16 protein-coding genes are annotated in these 21145 nt (G+C 39.7%); 10 read left to right on the forward strand and 6 right to left on the reverse strand.

What is annotated here, in order from left to right:
- Nucleotides 1–119 precede the first annotated feature (119 nt).
- Nucleotides 120–524 (reverse strand): Z-ring associated protein ZapG, encoded by a 405-nt coding sequence (zapG, locus tag JEP71_RS06605; RefSeq protein ID WP_023582864.1) that lies wholly within the window; start codon nt 522–524, stop codon nt 120–122.
- A gap of 203 nt (nt 525–727) precedes the next feature.
- Between zapG and zapE the strand changes: the two genes are divergently transcribed.
- From zapE to sspB, 5 genes are all read left to right on the forward strand, one after another.
- A complete protein-coding gene (gene zapE, locus JEP71_RS06610; protein ID WP_198625951.1) occupies nt 728–1843 on the forward strand; it encodes a cell division protein ZapE in 1116 nt (371 codons plus the stop codon).
- Nucleotides 1844–2277: 434 nt separating this feature from the next.
- Nucleotides 2278–2706 carry a 50S ribosomal protein L13 gene (rplM, locus tag JEP71_RS06615; protein WP_006535327.1) on the forward strand — a complete coding sequence of 143 codons (429 nt, stop codon included), beginning with the start codon at nt 2278–2280 and terminating at the stop codon, nt 2704–2706.
- A 15-nt stretch (nt 2707–2721) separates the two neighbouring features.
- Nucleotides 2722–3114 carry a 30S ribosomal protein S9 gene (gene rpsI, locus JEP71_RS06620; protein ID WP_004245284.1) on the forward strand — a complete coding sequence of 131 codons (393 nt, stop codon included), beginning with the start codon at nt 2722–2724 and terminating at the stop codon, nt 3112–3114.
- A 654-nt stretch (nt 3115–3768) separates the two neighbouring features.
- Complete coding sequence (sspA, locus tag JEP71_RS06625; RefSeq protein WP_023582862.1) at nt 3769–4410, forward strand: stringent starvation protein SspA; 642 nt, start codon at nt 3769–3771, stop codon at nt 4408–4410.
- Between the two features lie 6 nt (nt 4411–4416).
- Nucleotides 4417–4926 carry a ClpXP protease specificity-enhancing factor gene (gene sspB / locus JEP71_RS06630; RefSeq protein ID WP_160229959.1) on the forward strand — a complete coding sequence of 170 codons (510 nt, stop codon included), beginning with the start codon at nt 4417–4419 and terminating at the stop codon, nt 4924–4926.
- Between the two features lie 115 nt (nt 4927–5041).
- Here the strand turns inward: sspB and JEP71_RS06635 are convergent, their stop codons facing one another.
- The 4 genes from JEP71_RS06635 to gltB all read right to left on the reverse strand — a co-directional run bounded on the left by JEP71_RS06635 (nt 5042) and on the right by gltB (nt 13976).
- Nucleotides 5042–6310: an amidohydrolase gene (locus JEP71_RS06635; RefSeq protein WP_109371927.1), complete on the reverse strand. Its 1269-nt coding sequence runs from the start codon at nt 6308–6310 to the stop codon at nt 5042–5044.
- A gap of 14 nt (nt 6311–6324) precedes the next feature.
- A complete protein-coding gene (gene dcuC / locus JEP71_RS06640; RefSeq protein ID WP_109371925.1) occupies nt 6325–7599 on the reverse strand; it encodes a C4-dicarboxylate transporter DcuC in 1275 nt (424 codons plus the stop codon).
- Between the two features lie 509 nt (nt 7600–8108).
- Nucleotides 8109–9506, reverse strand: a complete 1398-nt coding sequence (locus JEP71_RS06645; protein ID WP_198619283.1) for an FAD-dependent oxidoreductase — start codon at nt 9504–9506, stop codon at nt 8109–8111.
- A gap of 9 nt (nt 9507–9515) precedes the next feature.
- On the reverse strand, nt 9516–13976 hold the full coding sequence (gene gltB / locus JEP71_RS06650; RefSeq protein WP_198625952.1) for a glutamate synthase large subunit: 4461 nt from the start codon (nt 13974–13976) through the stop codon (nt 9516–9518).
- A gap of 674 nt (nt 13977–14650) precedes the next feature.
- Between gltB and arcB the strand changes: the two genes are divergently transcribed.
- From arcB to mtgA, 3 genes are all read left to right on the forward strand, one after another.
- Nucleotides 14651–16987, forward strand: a complete 2337-nt coding sequence (gene arcB / locus JEP71_RS06655; protein ID WP_198625953.1) for an aerobic respiration two-component sensor histidine kinase ArcB — start codon at nt 14651–14653, stop codon at nt 16985–16987.
- Between the two features lie 236 nt (nt 16988–17223).
- Nucleotides 17224–17874, forward strand: a complete 651-nt coding sequence (gene elbB / locus JEP71_RS06660) for an isoprenoid biosynthesis glyoxalase ElbB (RefSeq protein WP_198625954.1) — start codon at nt 17224–17226, stop codon at nt 17872–17874.
- A gap of 20 nt (nt 17875–17894) precedes the next feature.
- Nucleotides 17895–18593 (forward strand): monofunctional biosynthetic peptidoglycan transglycosylase, encoded by a 699-nt coding sequence (gene mtgA, locus JEP71_RS06665; RefSeq protein WP_196532371.1) that lies wholly within the window; start codon nt 17895–17897, stop codon nt 18591–18593.
- Between the two features lie 5 nt (nt 18594–18598).
- Here mtgA and JEP71_RS06670 read toward each other — a convergent pair whose 3' ends face one another.
- Nucleotides 18599–19489 carry an AraC family transcriptional regulator gene (locus JEP71_RS06670; RefSeq protein WP_196532370.1) on the reverse strand — a complete coding sequence of 297 codons (891 nt, stop codon included), beginning with the start codon at nt 19487–19489 and terminating at the stop codon, nt 18599–18601.
- Between the two features lie 494 nt (nt 19490–19983).
- On the opposite strand from JEP71_RS06670, the gene JEP71_RS06675 reads away from it, so the two are divergent.
- Nucleotides 19984–20820, forward strand: a complete 837-nt coding sequence (locus JEP71_RS06675) for an urease accessory protein UreD (RefSeq protein WP_198619287.1) — start codon at nt 19984–19986, stop codon at nt 20818–20820.
- Between the two features lie 21 nt (nt 20821–20841).
- Nucleotides 20842–21144, forward strand: coding sequence for an urease subunit gamma (locus JEP71_RS06680; RefSeq protein WP_198619288.1), 303 nt, complete (start codon nt 20842–20844; stop codon nt 21142–21144).
- Nucleotide 21145: the final 1 nt, after the last annotated feature.

Here is a 21145-nt window from a genome sequence, read left to right on the forward strand (position 1 = left end):
TGCTTCCTTTTACACGGATTTACAAGACAAAAGCTATCTTTAAAACCATAGCAAATAATTGTCATTTTATGACGTTTGTTAGAAAGAAAAACGCCACAAAAAATGTGGCGTTTTTAATATTAACTGTCTTTTTTATCTGTGGGTCTGAACAATCCAGATGCTCCTTCGGAGTAATCACGAGGTGGCATTTTTATTGGAGATTGGTCATTCGCTGCTTCTGATTCGCTTAAACGGTAATTAAATGGATTTTCTTGAGCAGGCATATCAGGCATGAGCTCATTAGAGCTTTTTGCCATATGTTGATAAAGCTGACGGTAATCTCTCGCCATGTTATCTAATAGTTCAGCACTTCTAGCAAAGTGGCTGACAAGCTCATTGCGATAAGTATCAAGTTCTTCTTTTTTTGTGTCTAACTCTGCTTTGATAGCATCTTGTTGACGAAGGGTGCTGTTACCGTAACGCATTGCAAGTGCGCCGATAATAAGACCGACAACTAATCCAATCAGTGCATAAACCCAAACCATGGCAACTCCTTTTCATCTAATAGTGAGGACGATGGATTCTTATAACATCATAACCGCTAAAAGGCATGGGTGGAATAATATCCTTAAGCTTAATATAAAATTCGTGTGTTACGTTGATGTTAAAACAATTCTTAATGCTTATAATAGAGCCATTCGACAGACACAAATCAGTATGTCAGAAAATTAAGGATAAGAGGGCATTCATGACTGTTAGTACGCCGTTATCACTTTATGAAGCCGCATTGAAGCAAGGTGATTATCAACCTGATGATGTTCAGAGAAAAACGGTTCTCCATCTTCAACAGATATACCATGCATTATTAAAAGAGACTCCACCAGAAAAAAATTCGCTAACCCAACGATTATTCGGGCGAATTCGCACAAAAAAACAGATTGTTACACCAGAACGTGGTCTATATATGTGGGGCGGTGTTGGACGAGGTAAAACATGGCTCATGGATATGTTTTATCTAAGCTTGCCGACAGAACGAAAGCTTCGCTTACATTTCCATCGCTTTATGTTACGTGTTCAAGAAGAACTAAAAAACTTACAAGGCCATGAAAATCCGCTAGAAATTATTGCTGATGGATTTAAAACGCAAACTGATGTGCTCTGTTTTGATGAGTTTTTCGTTTCTGATATTACTGATGCGATGATTTTAGGTACCTTGCTTGAGGCGTTATTTGCTAGAGGTATCACATTGGTGGCGACATCAAATATTCCACCTGATGAGCTTTATCGTAACGGATTACAGCGTTCTCGTTTTTTACCTGCAATAGAGCAAATCAAACAACACTGCGATATTTTAAATGTGGATGCAGGGATTGATTATCGACTAAGAACATTAACGCAAGCGCATCTTTTTTTATCTCCACTTAATGATAAAAATCGTCAGGAGATGGATAGAATTTTCATGCACTTGGCAACCAGCGAACCGCAAGTTGATTGTACCTTAACCATTAACCATCGCCCCATGAAAGTAAGAAAAGCATCTAATGGGGTACTCGCTATTAATTTTTCAACCTTGTGTATGGAACCACGTAGTCAGCTTGATTACATTGAGCTTTCTAAGCATTACCACTCTGTTTTGTTATATGACATGGAGCAAATGGGGACATTAAATGAAGACGCTGCGCGTCGGTTTCTAGCGCTTGTTGATGAGTTTTATGAGCGTAAGGTGAAACTTATTATTAATGCAAATGTAGAAATGAACGAGATTTACCAAGGTGATTTTTTACGTTTTGAATATCAACGTTGCTTATCTCGTTTACAAGAGATGCAAAGTGAAGAATATTTAGTACAACCCCATCTCGCTTAATTTTTAATTCTTGAAGAAAGTCATCTTTCATTATGGTAGGATGACGCAGGTTAAGTTGCTTGATGTTTTTTTCTATGAAAATAGAGTGCATTAGGCAGCTTACAAGCGCTCTGGAAAGGAACAATTCTTCTCTTCAGGTAGCAAGAATTTATCAGTCAAATCAGAAAAAAGTGCCAGATTCGTTTTTTTCGCTGAAATATTGAAAAAGAATTCAATTGTTTTTCAATTATGACTCGATTTTTTTTTCTGACTTCTCTATAATCTTGCGACCCCACGTTGCAGCAAGTTTTTTATTTCCCAAAAAACTCGCATTTTAGAGTCAGCAGTGCTACTCGAAGGGGTAGGTTTGCTGGACACAAGAGTCGTGTGAACCTCAATAGTATTTGAACCGAGCGTTCACCAACGTGTAACTAAACATTGGGTAATTTTCAATAATGAAAACTTTTACAGCTAAACCAGAAACCGTAAAACGCGACTGGTACGTTGTTGATGCAGACGGCAAAACTTTAGGCCGTTTAGCAACTGAAATTGCTAGCCGTTTACGCGGTAAGCACAAAGCGGAATACACTCCGCACGTTGATACTGGTGATTACATCATCGTTTTAAACGCTGAGAAAGTAGCGGTAACTGGTCATAAACGTACTGACAAAGTTTACTACCGTCATACTGGTCACGTAGGTGGTATCAAACAAGCGACTTTCGAAGAGATGATCGCCCGTAGTCCTGAGCGTGTAATCGAAATCGCGGTAAAAGGCATGCTGCCAAAAGGGCCTCTGGGTCGTGCGATGTATCGTAAACTGAAAGTTTACGCAGGATCTGAGCACAACCACGCGGCACAACAACCGCAAGTTCTGGACATTTAATCGGGATAATAGGCAATGGCTGATAATCAATACTACGGCACAGGTCGCCGCAAAAGTTCTTCCGCACGTGTCTTCATTAAGCCAGGTAGCGGTAATATCGTAATCAACAAACGTAGCCTAGAAGTTTACTTCGGCCGCGAAACAGCACGTATGGTTGTTCGTCAACCGCTGGAATTAGTTGATATGCTGGGTAAATTAGATTTATACATCACTGTTAAAGGTGGTGGTATTTCTGGTCAAGCTGGCGCGATCCGTCACGGTATCACTCGTGCACTGATGGAATATGATGAGACTCTACGTTCTGATCTGCGTAAAGCTGGTTTCGTAACCCGTGATGCGCGTTCTGTTGAACGTAAGAAAGTGGGTCTGCGTAAAGCACGTCGTCGTCCACAGTTCTCTAAACGTTAATTTGTTATCTTTAGATATCAATTTGATGTTGAAAACCCGTCTTCACAGGCGGGTTTTTTATTTTTAACTTATTTGTGCTTATTAATAATAAAAACATAATGTTGCTAATACATGAGGCTGTTACTCATAAAACAGGCTATATGTAAGATAACGATAGTATTAAAAAGTCTATTTTTCAGATGTTATCTCTAAATAATTTCATTTTTTGATATTATAATCTTACTTTTAAGGTAGTGTGGCATATTGTGTTGAATTATTTGCATTAGCCCCCCTAAGTAACATGAATTCTGGTAGAATAGCGAGCTTTGATGTCTTTCTTTCTATGACTTCATCATGTTGCCAATGGGTATATTGATCGTAATACCAGTGATGAGTTTGAAAGTCATACCAAAATTATTATGACAATATGATTGTTGAATGATTATTTTGGTATTACTTGATAATGATATGTGCCGCAAAGACAGGTGAGTTTTTAACCCTGTAAAATATGATTATCCCACGATAACACTGTTATACAGGTAGTTACCCAATGCAGTTAATAGCTTAAATGTTTATTTAGGTCTACTGCGTTTGTGTGCTTGTCTTTTAGGAATGGGGAAATGGAAAAGGCATTGTGCTAATTCATTTCTTTAATTGATTAACTTGGAGGTTTTCATGGCTGTCGCTGCCAACAAACGTTCGGTAATGACTTTGTTTTCCGGTCCGACTGATATTTTCAGCCATCAGGTCAGAATTGTCCTAGCGGAGAAAGGTGTCAGTGTTGAAATTGAACAGGTTGAAGCTGGTAATCTTCCACAGGATCTTATCGATCTAAACCCTTACCAAAGTGTACCGACTTTGGTTGATCGTGAGCTGACTCTGTATGATTCACGCATCATCATGGAATACCTTGATGAACGCTTCCCTCATCCTCCTTTAATGCCAGTTTATCCTGTTGCTCGTGGTAGCAGCCGTTTAATGATGCATCGCATCGAGCATGATTGGTATTCTTTAATGAACACCATCGAAAAAGGAACTGAACAGCAAGCAAATGCCGCTCGTAAACAGTTAGCAGAAGAGCTACTGGCTGTATCTCCTGTGTTTAAAGAATATCCTTACTTTATGAGTGAAGAGTTCAGCTTAGTAGATTGCTACCTTGCTCCTCTGTTATGGCGTTTACCAGTGCTCGGTGTAGATTTAAGTGGTGCTGGCGCTAAAGATGTACAAATTTATATGCAGCGTGTTTTTGAGCGTGATTCTTTCCTCGCGTCATTAACCGAAGCAGAGCGTGAGATGCGCTTACCTTCAAGAGGGTAATTAAGTATGGAGATTATGGATATGTCTCCGCGTCGTCCGCATTTATTACGTGCGCATTATGACTGGATCATCGAAAACGATTTAACACCACATTTAGTTGTTGATGTGAATGTTGTCGGTGTTCAAGTCCCAATGGAATATGCGCATGATGGTCAAATTGTACTAAATATTTCATCTCGTGCTGTAGATGAATTAGAGTTAACACCGTATCAGGTTTTATTTAGTGCAAGCTTTGGTGGCATACCTCGTAAAGTGCGAGTGCCTATGGCTGCTGTTATGGCTATTTATGCGAGAGAAAACGGTGCGGGAATGATGTTTGAGCCAGAGCCTGCTTATGAATCTGGCGCATCATTACAGTTTGCTGAAGATGAGCATCAAGAAACACCAGATGCTCCTGTTGGCGAAGTCTTATCATTAGTAACGGATAAACCTGTTTCTGATGATGTAACGCCACCAGATGATGATCCAGAGCCACCTCGTCCTACAGGTCGTCCATCATTGCGTGTAGTGAAATAAGAGATTATCTTATTTGTATTAATGAAAAACCCAGTTCATTTGAACTGGGTTTTTTTGTACATAAAAAAACGCCCTATATTTCTATAGGGCGTTTAAATTAATGATTGGGCTGAAATTATTTCAGCAGTTCTTCTAAACAACCAGTGTAAAGATTAACTGCAGTCATTAATTGTTTTTCGTCGAAGTCAAAGCCTGCTTGGTGGTGACCCGCTGTTCTATCGGCACCAACAACGAAGTACAGTGATTTACCACCACAACGTTGTACACGTTTTGCTAATACTGTTGCATCTTCACTACCACCGAATGGGCGAGTTGCAACCGCAGTTAGCTCAGAATGTTTACCCACAACTTTGGTCATAACATCAATCAGTTCTTGGTCATTCGTCAAGTCAACGGCTTCACCCATGATTTCGCTTTCCATTTCTAACTGGAAGCTATGTGCTGCGCCTTCAGCCATACGTACTGCATTTGCAGCCATAAAGCTGTTGATCTCTTCATTTTCACCACGAACTTCAATTTGCATTTCTGCGTTAGCTGGGGTGACGTTACGGCCTTCACCGGCTTTTAATACACCGATGTTGATACGTGACATTCCTTTACCATGGCGAGAAATGCCCAGCATTTGTGTTGCCGCGTGGCAAGCACCCGCTAAAGCATTACGACCAAGTTCTGGCTCTGCGCCTGCGTGAGATGGTGCGCCTTTAAAGCGGAAGTCATATTTAGTGGTACATAAGAAATGTGTTGGGTTAATAACAATTTCACCACTGTTGGCGATAAAGCCTAAGTGAGCACCTAAGAAGTAATCAGCATCATCTGCGATACCACTTTCTGCCATTGCACGAGCACCACGAACACCTTCTTCTGCTGGTTGGAATAGAATTTTAACTTTACCAACCACTTTATCTTTATTCTCAACTAACCAGTGAGCAACACCTAAACCGATAGAGATGTGTCCATCGTGACCACAAGCATGCATTTCGCCTGCGTGACAAGAAGCAAAGTTCTCTGCATGAGGACGGTGTTTTGCTTCTGTTGCTTCGTTAACACCAACACAGTCGATATCAAAACGCAGTGCTACTGTTGGGCCTGCTTTACCACTGTCAAAGATAGCCACACAGCCAGTTAGCTCTTTCATTTCATCAAGTAGAGCTTCATCAACTTTATGCTCTCTTGCAACAGCTAGACCTTTTTCAACGACTTGACGGCGGCGACCAAAAGCAAACTCTTGATTGATAACGTCTGGGCCAACTTTAACTTCTAAACCTAAACTACGTAGTTCTTTGACGATTTTTGCTGTGGTTAAAAATTCTGACCAACCAATTTCTGGATATTGGTGAAACTCACGACGCCATTTAATTAATTTTTCTAGTGTAATTGCTGACATATTCATTTCTCCACTTATAACATGAATAACGCAACAGCGATGACGCCGATAATCATACCCGGTGCAGTACGTTTTGCGATTTCCATAGGGTTTACGTTTGCAAGACCAGCACAAACAATTGCTGCACCTGCCAGTGGTGACATAGTACGACCTAACGCGCCAGATAATGCCGCTGCCATACCCATGTCTGGGATTTCATAACCGAATTGTGCAGCATGAGGTGTTACTGTTTCGTTGAATGCGAATGCTGCTGCGTCACCAGAACCTGTGATAATACCCATTAAGAATGGCCCTAAAGTACCACCCCAGCGAGCGAATTCAGGAGAATGAGTTAAGAAGTTGATGAACGCGTCGATTAAACCAGATGCTTTCAGACCTGCTGCGAATACTGCTGCTGCAATGATGATACCTAATACATCACCATAAGCATTACCCATACCTTTAAAGAACTCTTTCGTAATTTGAGCTGGGTTAGTTAATGTGATGAACAGAGCATAGATAGAACCGATTAACATTGCCGCTGGTACAGACAGTTTAAATGTACTGAAAGTCTCGAAGAATGGCAGAATTAACAGGATTAATGGAATGAAAGGTGCTGTTGCATATAAGTAGTTAGGGCGAATAGCTTCTGGCGTTGCTTGTGCTGATGAAGATGATGCATCACCCGCAACAGAAGCCATTTTGAACTCTTTTTTCACTAAAGCGACAACCGCCAGTGAAACTGCTGCGATACCACCAGCCATTAAGCTATATGGGCTATGGCGAGCGATTAAATCAACCACTTCCATATTCGCCATGTTAGCAACGAAGGCGTTATGCGACATACCTGGGCTTAGCATTGAGCCGATAGTACCACATAACACTGCACCACCAGCAATAGCTGGGTGAATACGTGCTGCGATTAATAATGGAATGAGTGTCGCACCTACCGCTGCCGCACAACCTGCTGCTGATGGGATTGCGATATTAATAAAATACGTTACGACAACCGTAGCTGGAATAAGGAAGAAGCCCAGACGAGTCATTACTTTTGATAAAACATGAACCAGATGCATATCGCATTTGGTATATTTCATAACATAAGCAAAACCCATACTCGAACAGATTGCTTGAATTAATGATGAAGATACCATGCGCTCACTAAATGCGGCAAACGCATCTAATGGGCTTAGGCTCAAAATACAAAGCAATAAACCCGCACCGATAAGTACCATTCGGGTTTCATATTTTTTTATTAGCAAATAGACAGTTACGATAATAACGGCTACGGCTATAAGTTGCATCACCATGGTGATCCCCTAGTTAATTATGACAATACTATTAATTATGAAAGCGAACCTAACATCAATAAATTATATTTTTCTGTAAAGTTATTAGGTGACTCCATTATGAAGTTGGTAGGTTGACAATATTTGATTGTTATCAAATTTAATAGCCGAAATAAAATCTATTTTTTTAGACTGTGATGTTATTAACAAATGCTGTAAAACAATGATCATTAAAAGATGACAAAAAGGTTAAATAAAAAGAGATAAAGTAAAAAATACGAAAATAAATTATATTTACTATAGATAAGGAGTGTTATTTTGATACAAAAAAGAATATCGCTTTTTATCAAAATATTATTCTATAAATTATATTAAATGGTAATGAGAATGATTATTTGGTCTGATATCTTGATGATCCTTAAATACTATTTATTAATTTCACCGATAATATTGCAAAATTATCCCACTTAAATTAAATGGGATAATAAACAAGAGAAATTGTTATTTAAAATAACGGAAATAAAAAATATTTAACATGATAAATATTGCAATATTCCTTCGGCAGCCTCTCTTCCTTCTGCTATTGCTGTTACCACAAGATCAGAGCCTCGTACAATATCGCCTCCAGCAAACACTTTAGGATTTGTTGTTTGATTTGGTATTTCTTGATTATCTGAAATAATAATTCTGCCTGAAGATGCATATTCAATATTATTTTCATCTAACCATGGATAATGTGCAGGTTTAAAGCCAAATGCCAGAATAACCGCATCAGTAGATAACAAATGCTCACTTCCTTCAATCGGCGTTAATGTTTTATCACTTTGAGTTTTAATAACGCGAATACCAACCACTTTATTTTGATTATCAACTTCAATATCTATAGGTTGAAGATTAAATAAAAATTCGCCGCCTTCTTCTTTGGCGTTTTTTACTTCACGTTTTGAACCTGGCATATTGCTTTCATCACGACGATAAACACAAGTGACTTTATTTGCACCTTGTCGAATTGCAGTACGCACACAGTCCATTGCGGTATCGCCACCGCCTAATATCACTACATTTTTATCTTTAAGGTCGATATAAGGTGTTTGAGGATCTTCACCATAACCCATTAAATAACGTGTATTACCAATTAAATAAGGTAGGGCGCTATAAACACCATCAGCATTTTCATTAGGAAAATGACCGCTTAAACTGTGATAAGTGCCCAATCCTAGAAAAACCGCGTCATATTGTGTTATTAGGGTATTTAGGGCGATATCCTTGCCTATTTCCGTATTAAGGCAAAACTCGATACCCATTTCACTAAATAATTCGCGGCGTCGGATCATCAGTGATTTTTCGAGTTTAAAAGAGGGTATCCCAAACGTAAGTAATCCCCCAATTTCTGGATGTTTATCATAAACAACTGGTTTCACACCTTGACGAATAAGAACATCTGCACAGGCAAGACCCGCAGGGCCTGCGCCGATAATCGCAACTTTTTTATCAGTCATTGTGACGTGAGAAAGATCGGGGCGCCATCCTTGTGCTAAGGCGGTGTCATTGATGTAACGTTCAATATTGCCAATTGTGACTGCACCAAAATCATCATTAAGCGTACAGGCACCTTCACAAAGCCTATCTTGAGGGCAAACGCGACCACAAATTTCAGGCAAACTGTTTGTTTGATGAGAAAGCTCGGCCGCTTCAATAATACGTCCTTCGTTTGCCAGCTTTAACCAATTAGGAATGTAATTATGAACAGGGCATTTCCATTCACAATAAGGATTCCCGCAACCTAAACAGCGATCAGCTTGTGCGGAGGCTTGCTGTGGTGAAAAGGCCTCATAGATTTCAACAAACTCAATTTTGCGAATTGCTAACGGTTTTTTAGTCGGCTCAACACGATTTAAGTCGATAAACTGATACACATTCTGACTCATAATATTCTCCTATTGTGCCTGAACGCGTAATTCAGCAGATGAACGACGAGGATGACCAAGCAACGCATTGACATCACTGGACTTTGGCTTAACCAACTTGAAGTGTTGTGACCAATATTCCCACTGTGAAAGTAATCTTTCTCCTTGCTGTGAGCCTGTTAGTCTGACATGTTCTGCAATCATGCCACGTAGATGTTCAGCGAGAATGGCAAAGGATGCAACAGGAAGCAACTCAATCGACGAAGTGTTGATCCGTTGCGATAATGTGAGGTCTTCATCTAATAGATAGGCAAATCCCCCCGTCATTCCTGCACCAATGTTAATCCCTGTTTTACCGAGAACGCAGACAATACCGCCCGTCATATATTCACAGCCGTTATCACCAACGCCTTCAACAACAGCAATCGCGCCGGAGTTTCTGACGGCGAAACGTTCACCTGCCAAGCCTGAAGCATACAGTTTCCCGCCTGTTGCGCCATAAAGGCACGTATTACCCATAATGGTTGCATGATGATTTTTAAAAGCAGAACCAACTGGAGGCGAAATTACAATACGACCGCCCGCCATACCTTTGCCAACATAATCATTTGCATCACCGATTAAGGTTAATTCAACGCCTTGTGCATTCCAGACACCAAAGCTTTGACCTGCGGTGCCCGTAAAATTGAGTTTTATAGGTGTTGCAGATAACCCATTCTCGCCATATTTCTTAGCAATAATGCCAGATAACGTTGCACCCACAGAGCGGTCTGTATTACGAATATCAAAATAGTGTGTTTGGCTTTTTTGCTGTTCAACGGCTTCAATCGTTTGAGTAACAATACGCTGGTTTAATTCACCTTTATCATAAGTTTCATTATTTTCCTGACAATAAAGGGATTTACCTATGGGGGATATCACTGTTTCTAGTAATCCGCCTAATGAGAGTTTTTGTTGTTTGCTTGTCACACCTTCTAAACAAGAAAGCAGATCAGTACGACCGATTAAGTCGGTAATTTTTCGTACTCCGAGCAATGCCATTAACTCACGGGTTTCTTGTGCAATAAAGCGGAAGTAGTTAATAACACGTTCAGGTAATCCATGATAATGGTTACGACGTAGCGTTTCATCTTGAGTTGCAACACCCATTGCGCAATTATTTAAATGACAAATACGCAAGTATTTACAGCCTAACGCGACCATAGGGCCTGTACCAAAACCAAAACTCTCTGCGCCTAAAATCGCCGCTTTAATAATATCGAGTCCTGTTTTTAATCCGCCATCGACTTGTAAACGAATTTTATGACGAAGATTGTTTGCCACTAGCGCTTGTTGGGTTTCCACTAAACCTAATTCCCACGGACTACCTGCATATTTTACAGAAGTTAAAGGACTTGCACCTGTACCTCCGTCATAACCTGCAATGGTTATCAAATCCGCATAGGCTTTGGCAACACCCGTAGCAATGGTGCCCACACCAGGCTCTGATACGAGTTTTACAGAAATCAGTGCAGTAGGATTGATCTGTTTTAAGTCGAAAATAAGCTGTGCTAAATCTTCAATAGAATAGATATCGTGATGAGGTGGTGGTGATATTAAAGTAACACCAGGAACAGCGTAGCGTAATTGCGCAATATAAGGGGTGACTTTATCGCCGGGAAGTTGTCCTCCTTCACCGGGTTTTGCTCCTTGTGCGACTTTGATTTGCAAAACATCTGCACTCATTAGATAAGAAGGCGTCACGCCAAAACGACCCGAGGCAATTTGTTTAATGCGTGAGACTTTATTAGTACCGTAACGAGCCGGATCTTCACCGCCTTCGCCTGAATTTGAAAAGCCGCCCAATGTATTCATCGCTTGCGCAAGGGCCTCATGAGCTTCTTTGCTTAGTGCCCCAATTGACATTGCGGCGGTATCAAAGCGTTTAAATAATTCTGTTTCAGGTTCGACTTCTTCAATCGAGATAGGCGTTGCCTTGTTATTGAGGACTAGCATATCGCGCAATGTGGTTATTGGGCGTTGTTGTACCAGACTAGCATAATGCTGATAGTCGGCATATTCCCCGCTATTTACCGCTTGTTGCAGTGCTTGAACGACATCAGGATTGTAGGCGTGATATTCCCCTTTATGTGCATATTTCAATAATCCCCCCGCATCTAAAGGGTAACGGGTTAACCAAGCTCGTTTAGATAGATTAAATAAGTCGTGTTCAAAATCACTAAAGTCAGCGCCATTAATCCGATTATCAACGCCCGCAAAGCAGAGTTCGACAACGCTATCATTTAATCCCACCGCTTCAAAAAGTTGAGAGCAACGGTAGGAAGCTACGGTTGAAATGCCCATTTTGGACATGATCTTATACAATCCTTTATTTATGCCGTTGCGGTAATTAAGCATTACTTGGGCATAGCTTGCTTGCAGGATTTTTTTATCAACACGTTGGGCTAAAGATTCATAAGCAAGGTAAGGGTAAATAGCGGTAGCACCAAATCCGAGTAATACGGCGAAATGGTGAGGATCACGGGCACTAGCGGTTTCGACAATAATATTGGCATCACAGCGTAAGTTATTATCTACCAATGCTTTTTGTACCGAGCCAACTGCCATAGGAGCAGGAATAGGCAATCGCTCTTTAGTGATATTTCTATCTGATAAAACCAATAATACCGCACCACGGTGAACTTCCTGTTGTGCTTTTGCGCATAATTGGCGTAACGCTGTTTCTAAGTTGCATTCTGTTGGTTGATATGTGATATCAAGATGAACAGATTGGTAATAAGGACTTTCTTGATTAATAAGCTGTTGGAAATCGCTATAAAGCAAAATAGGCGATTTAAAACTCAGTCGATGAGCTTGACCTTCCGCTTCGCAAAACACATTCATCTCGCGCCCAATGCAGGTCGCTAAAGACATAACATGTGCTTCTCTTAATGAATCTATGGGAGGATTTGTTACTTGCGCAAATTTTTGTCTGAAATAGTCATAAATAAGCCGAGGGCGTTGAGAAAGTACAGCAAATGGCGTGTCATCGCCCATTGATCCTGTGGCTTCTTGCCCGTTTTCTGCAAGCACATGCAAAATGCTTTCAAGTTCTTCTTGGCTATATGCAAATTGTTTTTGATAAGTGGCTAATAAAGTGTCATCAAAGGCACGTTGTCCTGTAGCTTGTTGTTCTGGTAACTCTTCAAAGGGCGTTAAACGTTTGACATTGCGCTCTAACCACAGTTTATAAGGATGGCGTCTTTTTAAATCTTCATCGGTTTCGGCAGAGTGCAAAATACGCCCCTGATGAGTATCAATGACCATCAGCTCGCCAGGACCTACACGTCCTTTTTCTCGCACTTCATCAGGCTGATAATCCCAAATACCAATTTCAGAAGCACAAGTGATGATGTTATCTGTGGTAATAACGTAACGAGCAGGGCGCAAACCGTTTCTATCTAGCGTACACGCAGCGTAACGACCATCTGATAATACAATGCCTGCGGGGCCATCCCAAGGCTCCATATGCATTGAGTTAAAATCAAAAAAGGCACGAAGATCTTCATCCATTTGTGGATTGTTTTGCCATGCAGGCGGCACTAACAATCGCATTGCACGAACAATATCCATACCGCCATTGAGAAAAAGTTCTAGCATATTGTCGAGTGAACTTGAATCTGAGCCACTCTCATTGACAAAAGGTGCTGCACTTTGTAGATCAGGAATAAGTGGCGTATGGAATTTATAGGCACGCGCTCTTGCCCATTGACGATTGCCTGTAATGGTATTTATTTCACCATTATGAGCAAGATAGCGAAAAGGTTGCGCAAGAGGCCATCTTGGTGTGGTGTTAGTTGAAAAACGCTGGTGGAATAAACAAATTGAAGATTCCATGCGTAGATCGGCAAGATCGGTAAAAAAGCGCGGTAAATCAATGGCCATGCAGAGACCTTTATAGATGGTCACTAAATTAGAAAGACTACAAATATAAAAATCATTGTCAGTAATGCGCTTTTCAATACGTCTGCGGGCAACAAAGAGTCGTCTCTCAATATCACTTATCCGCCATCCTGCGGGGGCATTAACAAAAACTTGTTCGATTAAAGGAAGAGAAGAAAGGGCAATACTCCCTAAAATATCAGTGTTAATAGGCACTTCACGCCAGCCGACAATAGAAAGTGTTTCACGTTGTAGCTCTTCTTCAACGATGAGACGGCATTGTTTGGCAATATTGGGATCTTGGCTTAAAAATAGCATCCCTACGGCGTAATTTTTTGCTAAATGCCAGCCTTTTTCTTGTGCAACTAATTGGAAGAAACGCTCTGGTTTTTGTAAGAGTAATCCGCATCCATCGCCGGTTTTACCATCAGAAAGAATAGCACCACGATGTTGCATTCTGGCAAGACCATGTATGGCATTTCTGACAATCTTATGGCTGGCTTGCCCTTCAATATGCGCGATCAACCCAAACCCACAATTGTCTTTTTCCTGTGTCTTTTGATAGAGCATTTTTTTGCTTCCTACTTAGTTTACTGAGCACCTCAAAACAGAGCGCAAAAGGAACGTTTTGGCTCAAAGTATGTAGGTAAATTTATGGGTGCTCAGTCGGGTGATGTTGTGTTTGCCTAGCTTGGAGTGTTTTTTATATTGCTATGCAATGCCTTTTCAACTTATCGATAAATAAAAATCAGGTCAATGTGTAGGGATATTTGACTGAGATAAAATAGATAAGGATATTTTTATTTTAATGCATTGATTAATAACTAAATTATTCTATTTTAAAATAGTATGAGAGCGATTTTTTAATGTGAGCTATATCACTTTATTTGAGCGCTTTAGCTTTATCTCATCCTTTAATGATAAAAACGGGTAGTGAGTTATTCTACTGAATATATTGATTTTGGAGTTTTATTGTTTTTATACATTTTGTATAAAAAAAGACAAATTGAATTTTTTCTAATAAGGTCTATTTATCGTTGATATTGCTATCGTCTATGTTGCTTAGTTTTTGTATTATTTTTATGAATGCATATGTCTGAATAGATTCGTTGAGAGAAAATAGAGGGTTAAATCAAACAAAGTAATGAGAAATAACCACTCTTAGCAAGATTTCTGAATGTTCGCCACTGCGCCAATTCATTTTTGGGTTATCATTCCATAGATTCAATATATTGGAGTTTTCAATGAAATTGCTCAAAGGGCTTGCCCAATACTACGTTGACTTAATGATGAGGCTGGGGCTAATTCGCTTCTCATTGTTGTTAGCTTCTGCATTAGTTGTTTTAGCGATGGTTGTTCAAATGGCGGTGACATTCTTGCTTGCAGGTGATGTTACCAGTATTGACCTTGTTCGCTCTATTTTCTTTGGGCTGATTATTACGCCTTGGGCTGTCTATTTTCTCTCTGTTGTGGTTGAACAACTTGAAGAATCACGACGCCGTTTATCTCGTATGGTGGATAAACTAGGTGTAATGCGCCAGCGCGACTTAGAGCTTAACTCTCAATTGAAAGAGAATATTGAGCAATTAAACTTGGAAATTCAAGAGCGTGAAAAAGTTGAAAAAGCACACCTTGAACTACTAGAAAAACTAAAAAGTGAAATGAAGCGTCGTGAATTGACGCAAATCGAGCTTGAACAGCAATCCTCACTTTTACGCTCATTCTTAGATGCCTCTCCTGACTTAGTTTATTACCGCAATGAAGATAATGAATTTTCAGGATGTAACCGTGCGACGGAATTACTGACAGGCAAAAGTGAAAAGCAACTTATCGGTTTAACACCATTTGATGTGTATGACGAAGATATTGCGATAAAAGTGATGGAAACGGATGAAAAAGTCTTCCGTCATAATGTGTCGCTCACTTATGAGCAGTGGTTAGTTTATCCTGATGGCCGCAAGGCTTGTTTTGAACTGCGCAAAGTGCCGTTTTATGATCGTATTGGTAAACGTCATGGCTTAATGGGCTTTGGACGTGACATTACAGAGCGTAAGCGCTATCAAGACGCATTAGAGAACGCGAGCCGTGATAAAACCACCTTTATCTCAACAATCAGCCATGAATTGCGTACACCGCTAAATGGTATTGTTGGATTAAGCCGTATCTTATTGGATACCGAGCTTTCACCAGAACAACTCAATTACTTAAAAACGATCCATGTGAGTGCGATTACGTTAGGGAATATTTTTAATGACGTGATTGAGATGGACAAAATTGAGCGTAGAAAAATTCAGTTAGATAACCAGCCAATTGACTTTACTGAATTTATTTCTGATTTAGAAAACCTGTCTGGATTGTTAGTACAGCCAAAAGGATTGAAATTCACACTCGAAGCTGAAGAAACGCTACCGCATAAGATAACCTCTGATGGGACTCGATTACGTCAGATCTTATGGAATCTCATTGGTAATGCTGTGAAATTTACTCAAGAAGGTGAAATCAAAGTGCGTATTTGGCAAGAAGCGCCAGATAAGTTGTTATTTGAAGTGAAAGATAGCGGAATTGGTATTCCAAAAAGTGAGCTTGAGAAGATCTTTGCTATGTACTATCAAGTCAATGATAGTCAAGGTGGTCGTTCTGCAACGGGAACGGGTATCGGACTTGCTGTCTCAAAACGCCTAGCACAGCATATGGGCGGCGATATTCGTGTTGAGAGTGAGTTAGGTGAGGGTTCTACCTTTACCCTCTCTATCGTCGCTCCTGCGATTGAAGAGCACCACGATATCGAAAGTGATGATGAACTCTTATTACCTGCTTTAAATATTCTGCTTGTTGAAGATATAGAACTTAACGTGATTGTTGCCTGCTCTGTTTTAGAAAAATTGGGTAATACCGTTGATGTGGCAATGACAGGACAAGAAGCGTTATCGATGTTTAAGCCTGATGAATATGACTTAGTGCTACTAGACATTCAATTACCTGATATGACTGGCTTCGATATTTCAAGAAAATTACGTCAAGAATTCGACAGTAATGAACTTCCTCCTCTTATCGCTTTAACAGCAAATGTTTTGAAAGACAAAAAAGAGTATTTGGATGCGGGAATGAATGATGTGCTAAGTAAACCACTTTCTGTGGATGCACTTACCGCGATTATCAACAAATTCTGGGGTGATGGTGCGGTTTCTGTGCCATGTAATGAGTCATCGGAATTGTTGAATAAAAATGAAGAATTATTAGATATAGACATGCTGAATCAATACATCGAACTTGTCGGACCTCAATTAATCACTGATGGTTTAGATGTTTTTGAAAAGATGATGCCAAGTTATATGTCAGTTCTTGAATCTAACCTAACAGCGCGTGATCAGAAGGGCATCACTGAGGAAGGACATAAAATCAAAGGTGCAGCAGGTTCTATTGGTTTAAAACATTTACAGCAACTCGCTAAACAGATCCAATCACCGGAATTACCTGCTTGGTGGGACAATGTACAAGAGTGGGTCGATGAGCTAGGGAAGGATTGGAGAAAGGATGTAGAAAGTTTAAGAAACTGGTTGGCAGACGCTAGAAAAAAATAACCCCAACCGAAGTTGGGGTGCGCGAATACTGCGCCAACACCAGGGAAACTTTTCTATCCGCTTTTTTTGATTCTCATTACATAGGCGAATAGGATGAAACTATTCCATACATCATACAAGCAACAAAATAGCAAAGATAAGTTTTTTTGTTACAAGAAACATTTAAATATGTGATGCCGATTGGTGTTTACACCTATAAATGGGTAACTAGTAATCTACTACAAACGGAGAAAGATATGAAATCAATTGCGGTAATTTTAAGTGGCTGTGGTGTATTCGATGGGAGTGAAATCCATGAATCAGTGCTCACAATGCTTGCTTTAAGCCAAAATAATGCTGAAGTTCATTATTTTTCACCTAATGATTTGCAACCAACTGTAATTAATCATATTACAGGTGAGGAAAAATCAGAAAAAAGGAATATGATGGAAGAATCTTCTCGTATTTCTCGTGGAAAAATCTCCCCTTTATCAGAGGCAAAGGCTGAAAACTTTGATGCTGTCATTATTCCTGGTGGCTTTGGTGCAGCGAAGAATTTATGCAATTTCGCAACAAAAGGGAGTGACTGTGAAATTAACAAAGATCTCTTAAGATTTGTACAAGAGATGCATCAGCAAAATAAGCCATTAGGGTTAATATGTATTGCGCCTGTAATGTTACCAAAAATGTTAAATTCTCCAGTAAAATTAACAATTGGAAATGACGCAGAAACAGCTCGTGCAATTGAAAAGATGGGTGGCATCCATATAGATTGCCCGGTTGATGATATTGTTGTTGATGAAAAATATCGTGTTGTCACAACTCCTGCGTATATGCTTGCACAATCTATTGCACAAGCACAGGTAGGTATTGAGAAACTAGTTAAGAAAGTCCTTGAGATGGCATAAATAGTAGGTAAAAACAGCAGATGGTACTGGTGAGAAAGTTAAAGAAACTATTAATTATTTTAATTGCTTTATGGCTGTTAACAGTTGTGCTGTTTTCTTTTTTACCTGTGCCTTTTTCTGCTGTTATGGTTCAAAGACAAATTTCTGCTTGGAGTGAGTTTGATTTCTCTTATGTATCACATTCTACTTGGGTAAGTGAAAAAGAGATAGCTTCTGTGATGTATTTAGCCGTTATTGCTTCTGAAGATCAAAATTTTCCCAAACATTGGGGCTTCGATTTTGATGCTATTGAGAAAGTTTTCAAAAAAAATCATAACAACGGGAAAACATTACGTGGTGCATCGACTATTTCTCAGCAAACGGTCAAAAATCTCTTTTTATGGGATGGTCGTAGTTGGATAAGAAAAGGGCTTGAGACGGGAATGACGCCAGTTGTCGAGCTTATTTGGTCAAAAAAACGTATTTTAACGGTGTATCTGAATATTGTTGAATTTGGTGATGGGATCTTCGGTGTAGAGCAGGCTTCTCAACACTATTTTAGAAAGCCAGCGAAACAACTTACAAGCCATGAAGCTGCATTATTGGCTGCGGTATTGCCTAACCCGCATATTTATCACGTAAATAAACCTTCTGCTTATACCTTAAAACGGCAACAGTGGATCTTAAATCAGATGCGACTAATGGGTGGAATAGCCTTTTTAAAGAAAAATAATTTGTAACACCTTTATAAGGTCGGAAACACTTTACTTTCTGGCTCTGCAATTTTTTCTGACATTTTGTTTATCGTCGATGGATCATTAGCTTGACGAGATTGAATGCGAAACTGTGACGGTGTCATGCCATATTTACGTTTAAAGGCATCACAAAAATAAGCATTACTTCCAAATCCACAACGATGGCTGATTTGAAATACCGAGTAATTAGAGAATGTGAGGTAGTTTAAAGCGATCCCCATTCTGACATCTAATAGCAATTGGCAGAATGAAACCCCTTCTTTATTTAAATGCCGACGTAATGTCGATGGCGTCGTAAACAATGTTTTTGCGACATCTTCTAAATGCCATTTTCGCTGTGGATCTTGTGTTATCAGGTGTGTAATGGCCTGATTTTTCGGCTCATCATAGTTAAAACGAAAGATATTTAGAATATCCACACCTGCCTGATGTACCGCCATTAAAATAAAGAATAAGCACTGCTGCATAAACATGGTTTCTTGTGATGGAGAGCCATGTGGTAGCGGTAAACACTGTTTTAAAATTCCAAAATTACTTTTTATCACTTCAGGAGTTGATAAATGGTAAGACGGAAGGTGGCTTGTGAGTGGCGAGCTAGATTTAATTAAAGGTTTTAGTAAAGAGAAAACCGATTGAAGCTCTGTTTCACATAACACCAGAGTGTGTAGTTCAATAGATTTATGCGTAAATTGGCTGACAATATCGCAAGAAATTTGACTATATTTCGGAATAATAAGCGTTAAATGGCTTGATACATCAATAGTTTGCCCATTGATGCAAATTGTACCTTTTGCGCCACTAACCATCGCTATCATCGGGTTTTCGATGTAAAACGTTTTTAAAGACATTTGGTTAGAGGACAGGATGTGTTTGTATTCCATGATCTCCGATATACCGTAGGCAAGTTAAGCATTAATCTTGCTTAAATGAACAATACTCAAAATTAGCTCATTTGCTGTATAAACTGATAAGCCACGTCTAGAATAATAAATAGAGAGATTATTCTAGTTTAAATTAGTGTTGTCATGCAAAGCTGAATGAGAGCAAAACAGAATATAATCTTGCTGATAAAACATGACAATATAGATATTTGCTCATTTTTTACATTTATTTTAAACAGTGTCATTTTTTCTAAATAAATTGTTATTTATTCAAAACGCATTTTTCGTAATAAGGTGTAGAATCGCGCGTCAAAGACGAAGGAGATTATCCTGTTCTTAGGATACCACTGTTTGTCTTTTATCCACACCCTATCCAACATTCATTAGCTTATTTTCTATTTGATTTTGAATGACTCAATCTTATGGATAGCGCTGTATGTATTCACATATTTTCCTGATTTATTGATAATTTTGCCGAGTTGGCAGGAGTGAGTATGTCTGACTTTTCAGGGAAGGGTTGGCTTGCTGAAATCGTTTTACGTTATGAAGTAAAACGTGAAATAACACGTCTTACAGAAAAGCGCCATATCGGCCCATTAATGGTTCAGCGTCCTTTTTATCCTGAGCAAGGTATTGCACACACTTATTTGCTTCATCCCCCAGGCGGTGTGGTTGGTGGCGATAACCTATTGATCAATATTGATGTGCAGCCTCAAGCGCACGCGTTGCTTACAACACCTGGAGCCACTAAGTTTTACCGTAGTGCAGGCGGTGTTGCTCGGCAAGTTCAAACCTTAAAAGTGGCAGCTAATGGTTTTTTAGAGTGGTTACCTCAAGAAAATATCTTTTTTCCTGAAGCTCAAGTTTGCCTAGAAACGCATATTCATATTGCATCTACAGCCAGATTTATTGGCTGGGAAATCCAATGTTTTGGTCGCCCTGTTTTAAATGAATGGTTTGAAAATGGCAATGTAAAAGGGCGTTTAAATTTCTATATTGATGAAAAGTTGACATTAACTGAGTCGCTTTTTGTCGATGGTTTACAAAAAAGATCGGCTGCCATGCGTGAATTTCCTATGTTGGGGTCACTTTATATTTATCCCGCAACAGACGAATTAAAAAACCTTATTCAACAGAGCGTTGAGATTTCTTCAGCCACTTACGATCCTGTTATCGAATATGGTTTAACGGATGTAGACGGTATTTTAGTTTTACGGTTATTAGGCTCGCAAACAGAGCCGATGATGGCGTGTTTTGCTCAAGTTTGGCAAACCGTCAGACAACACTGGTTAGGGTATTGCCCTGAGCCGCCTCGTATATGGGCGACATAATCGTTAATTTTAGGAGCAGAAATGGAATTAACACCAAGAGAAAAAGATAAATTACTGCTTTTTACAGCGGGTCTTGTTGCTGAAAGACGTTTAGCGAAAGGGCTCAAGCTTAATTATCCTGAAGCGGTTGCACTTATCAGTTGCGCCATTATGGAAGGCGCGCGCGAAGGTAAAACTGTTGCCCAATTGATGAGTGATGGACGTACTGTTTTGACGGCAGAACAAGTCATGGAAGGGGTGCCAGAAATGATCAAAGACATTCAAGTAGAATGCACATTCCCTGATGGCACAAAGCTTGTTTCTATTCACGATCCTATTGTGTAGG

The organism is Proteus sp. PR00224 (assembly GCF_016238105.1).
Classification (GTDB): domain Bacteria; phylum Pseudomonadota; class Gammaproteobacteria; order Enterobacterales; family Enterobacteriaceae; genus Proteus.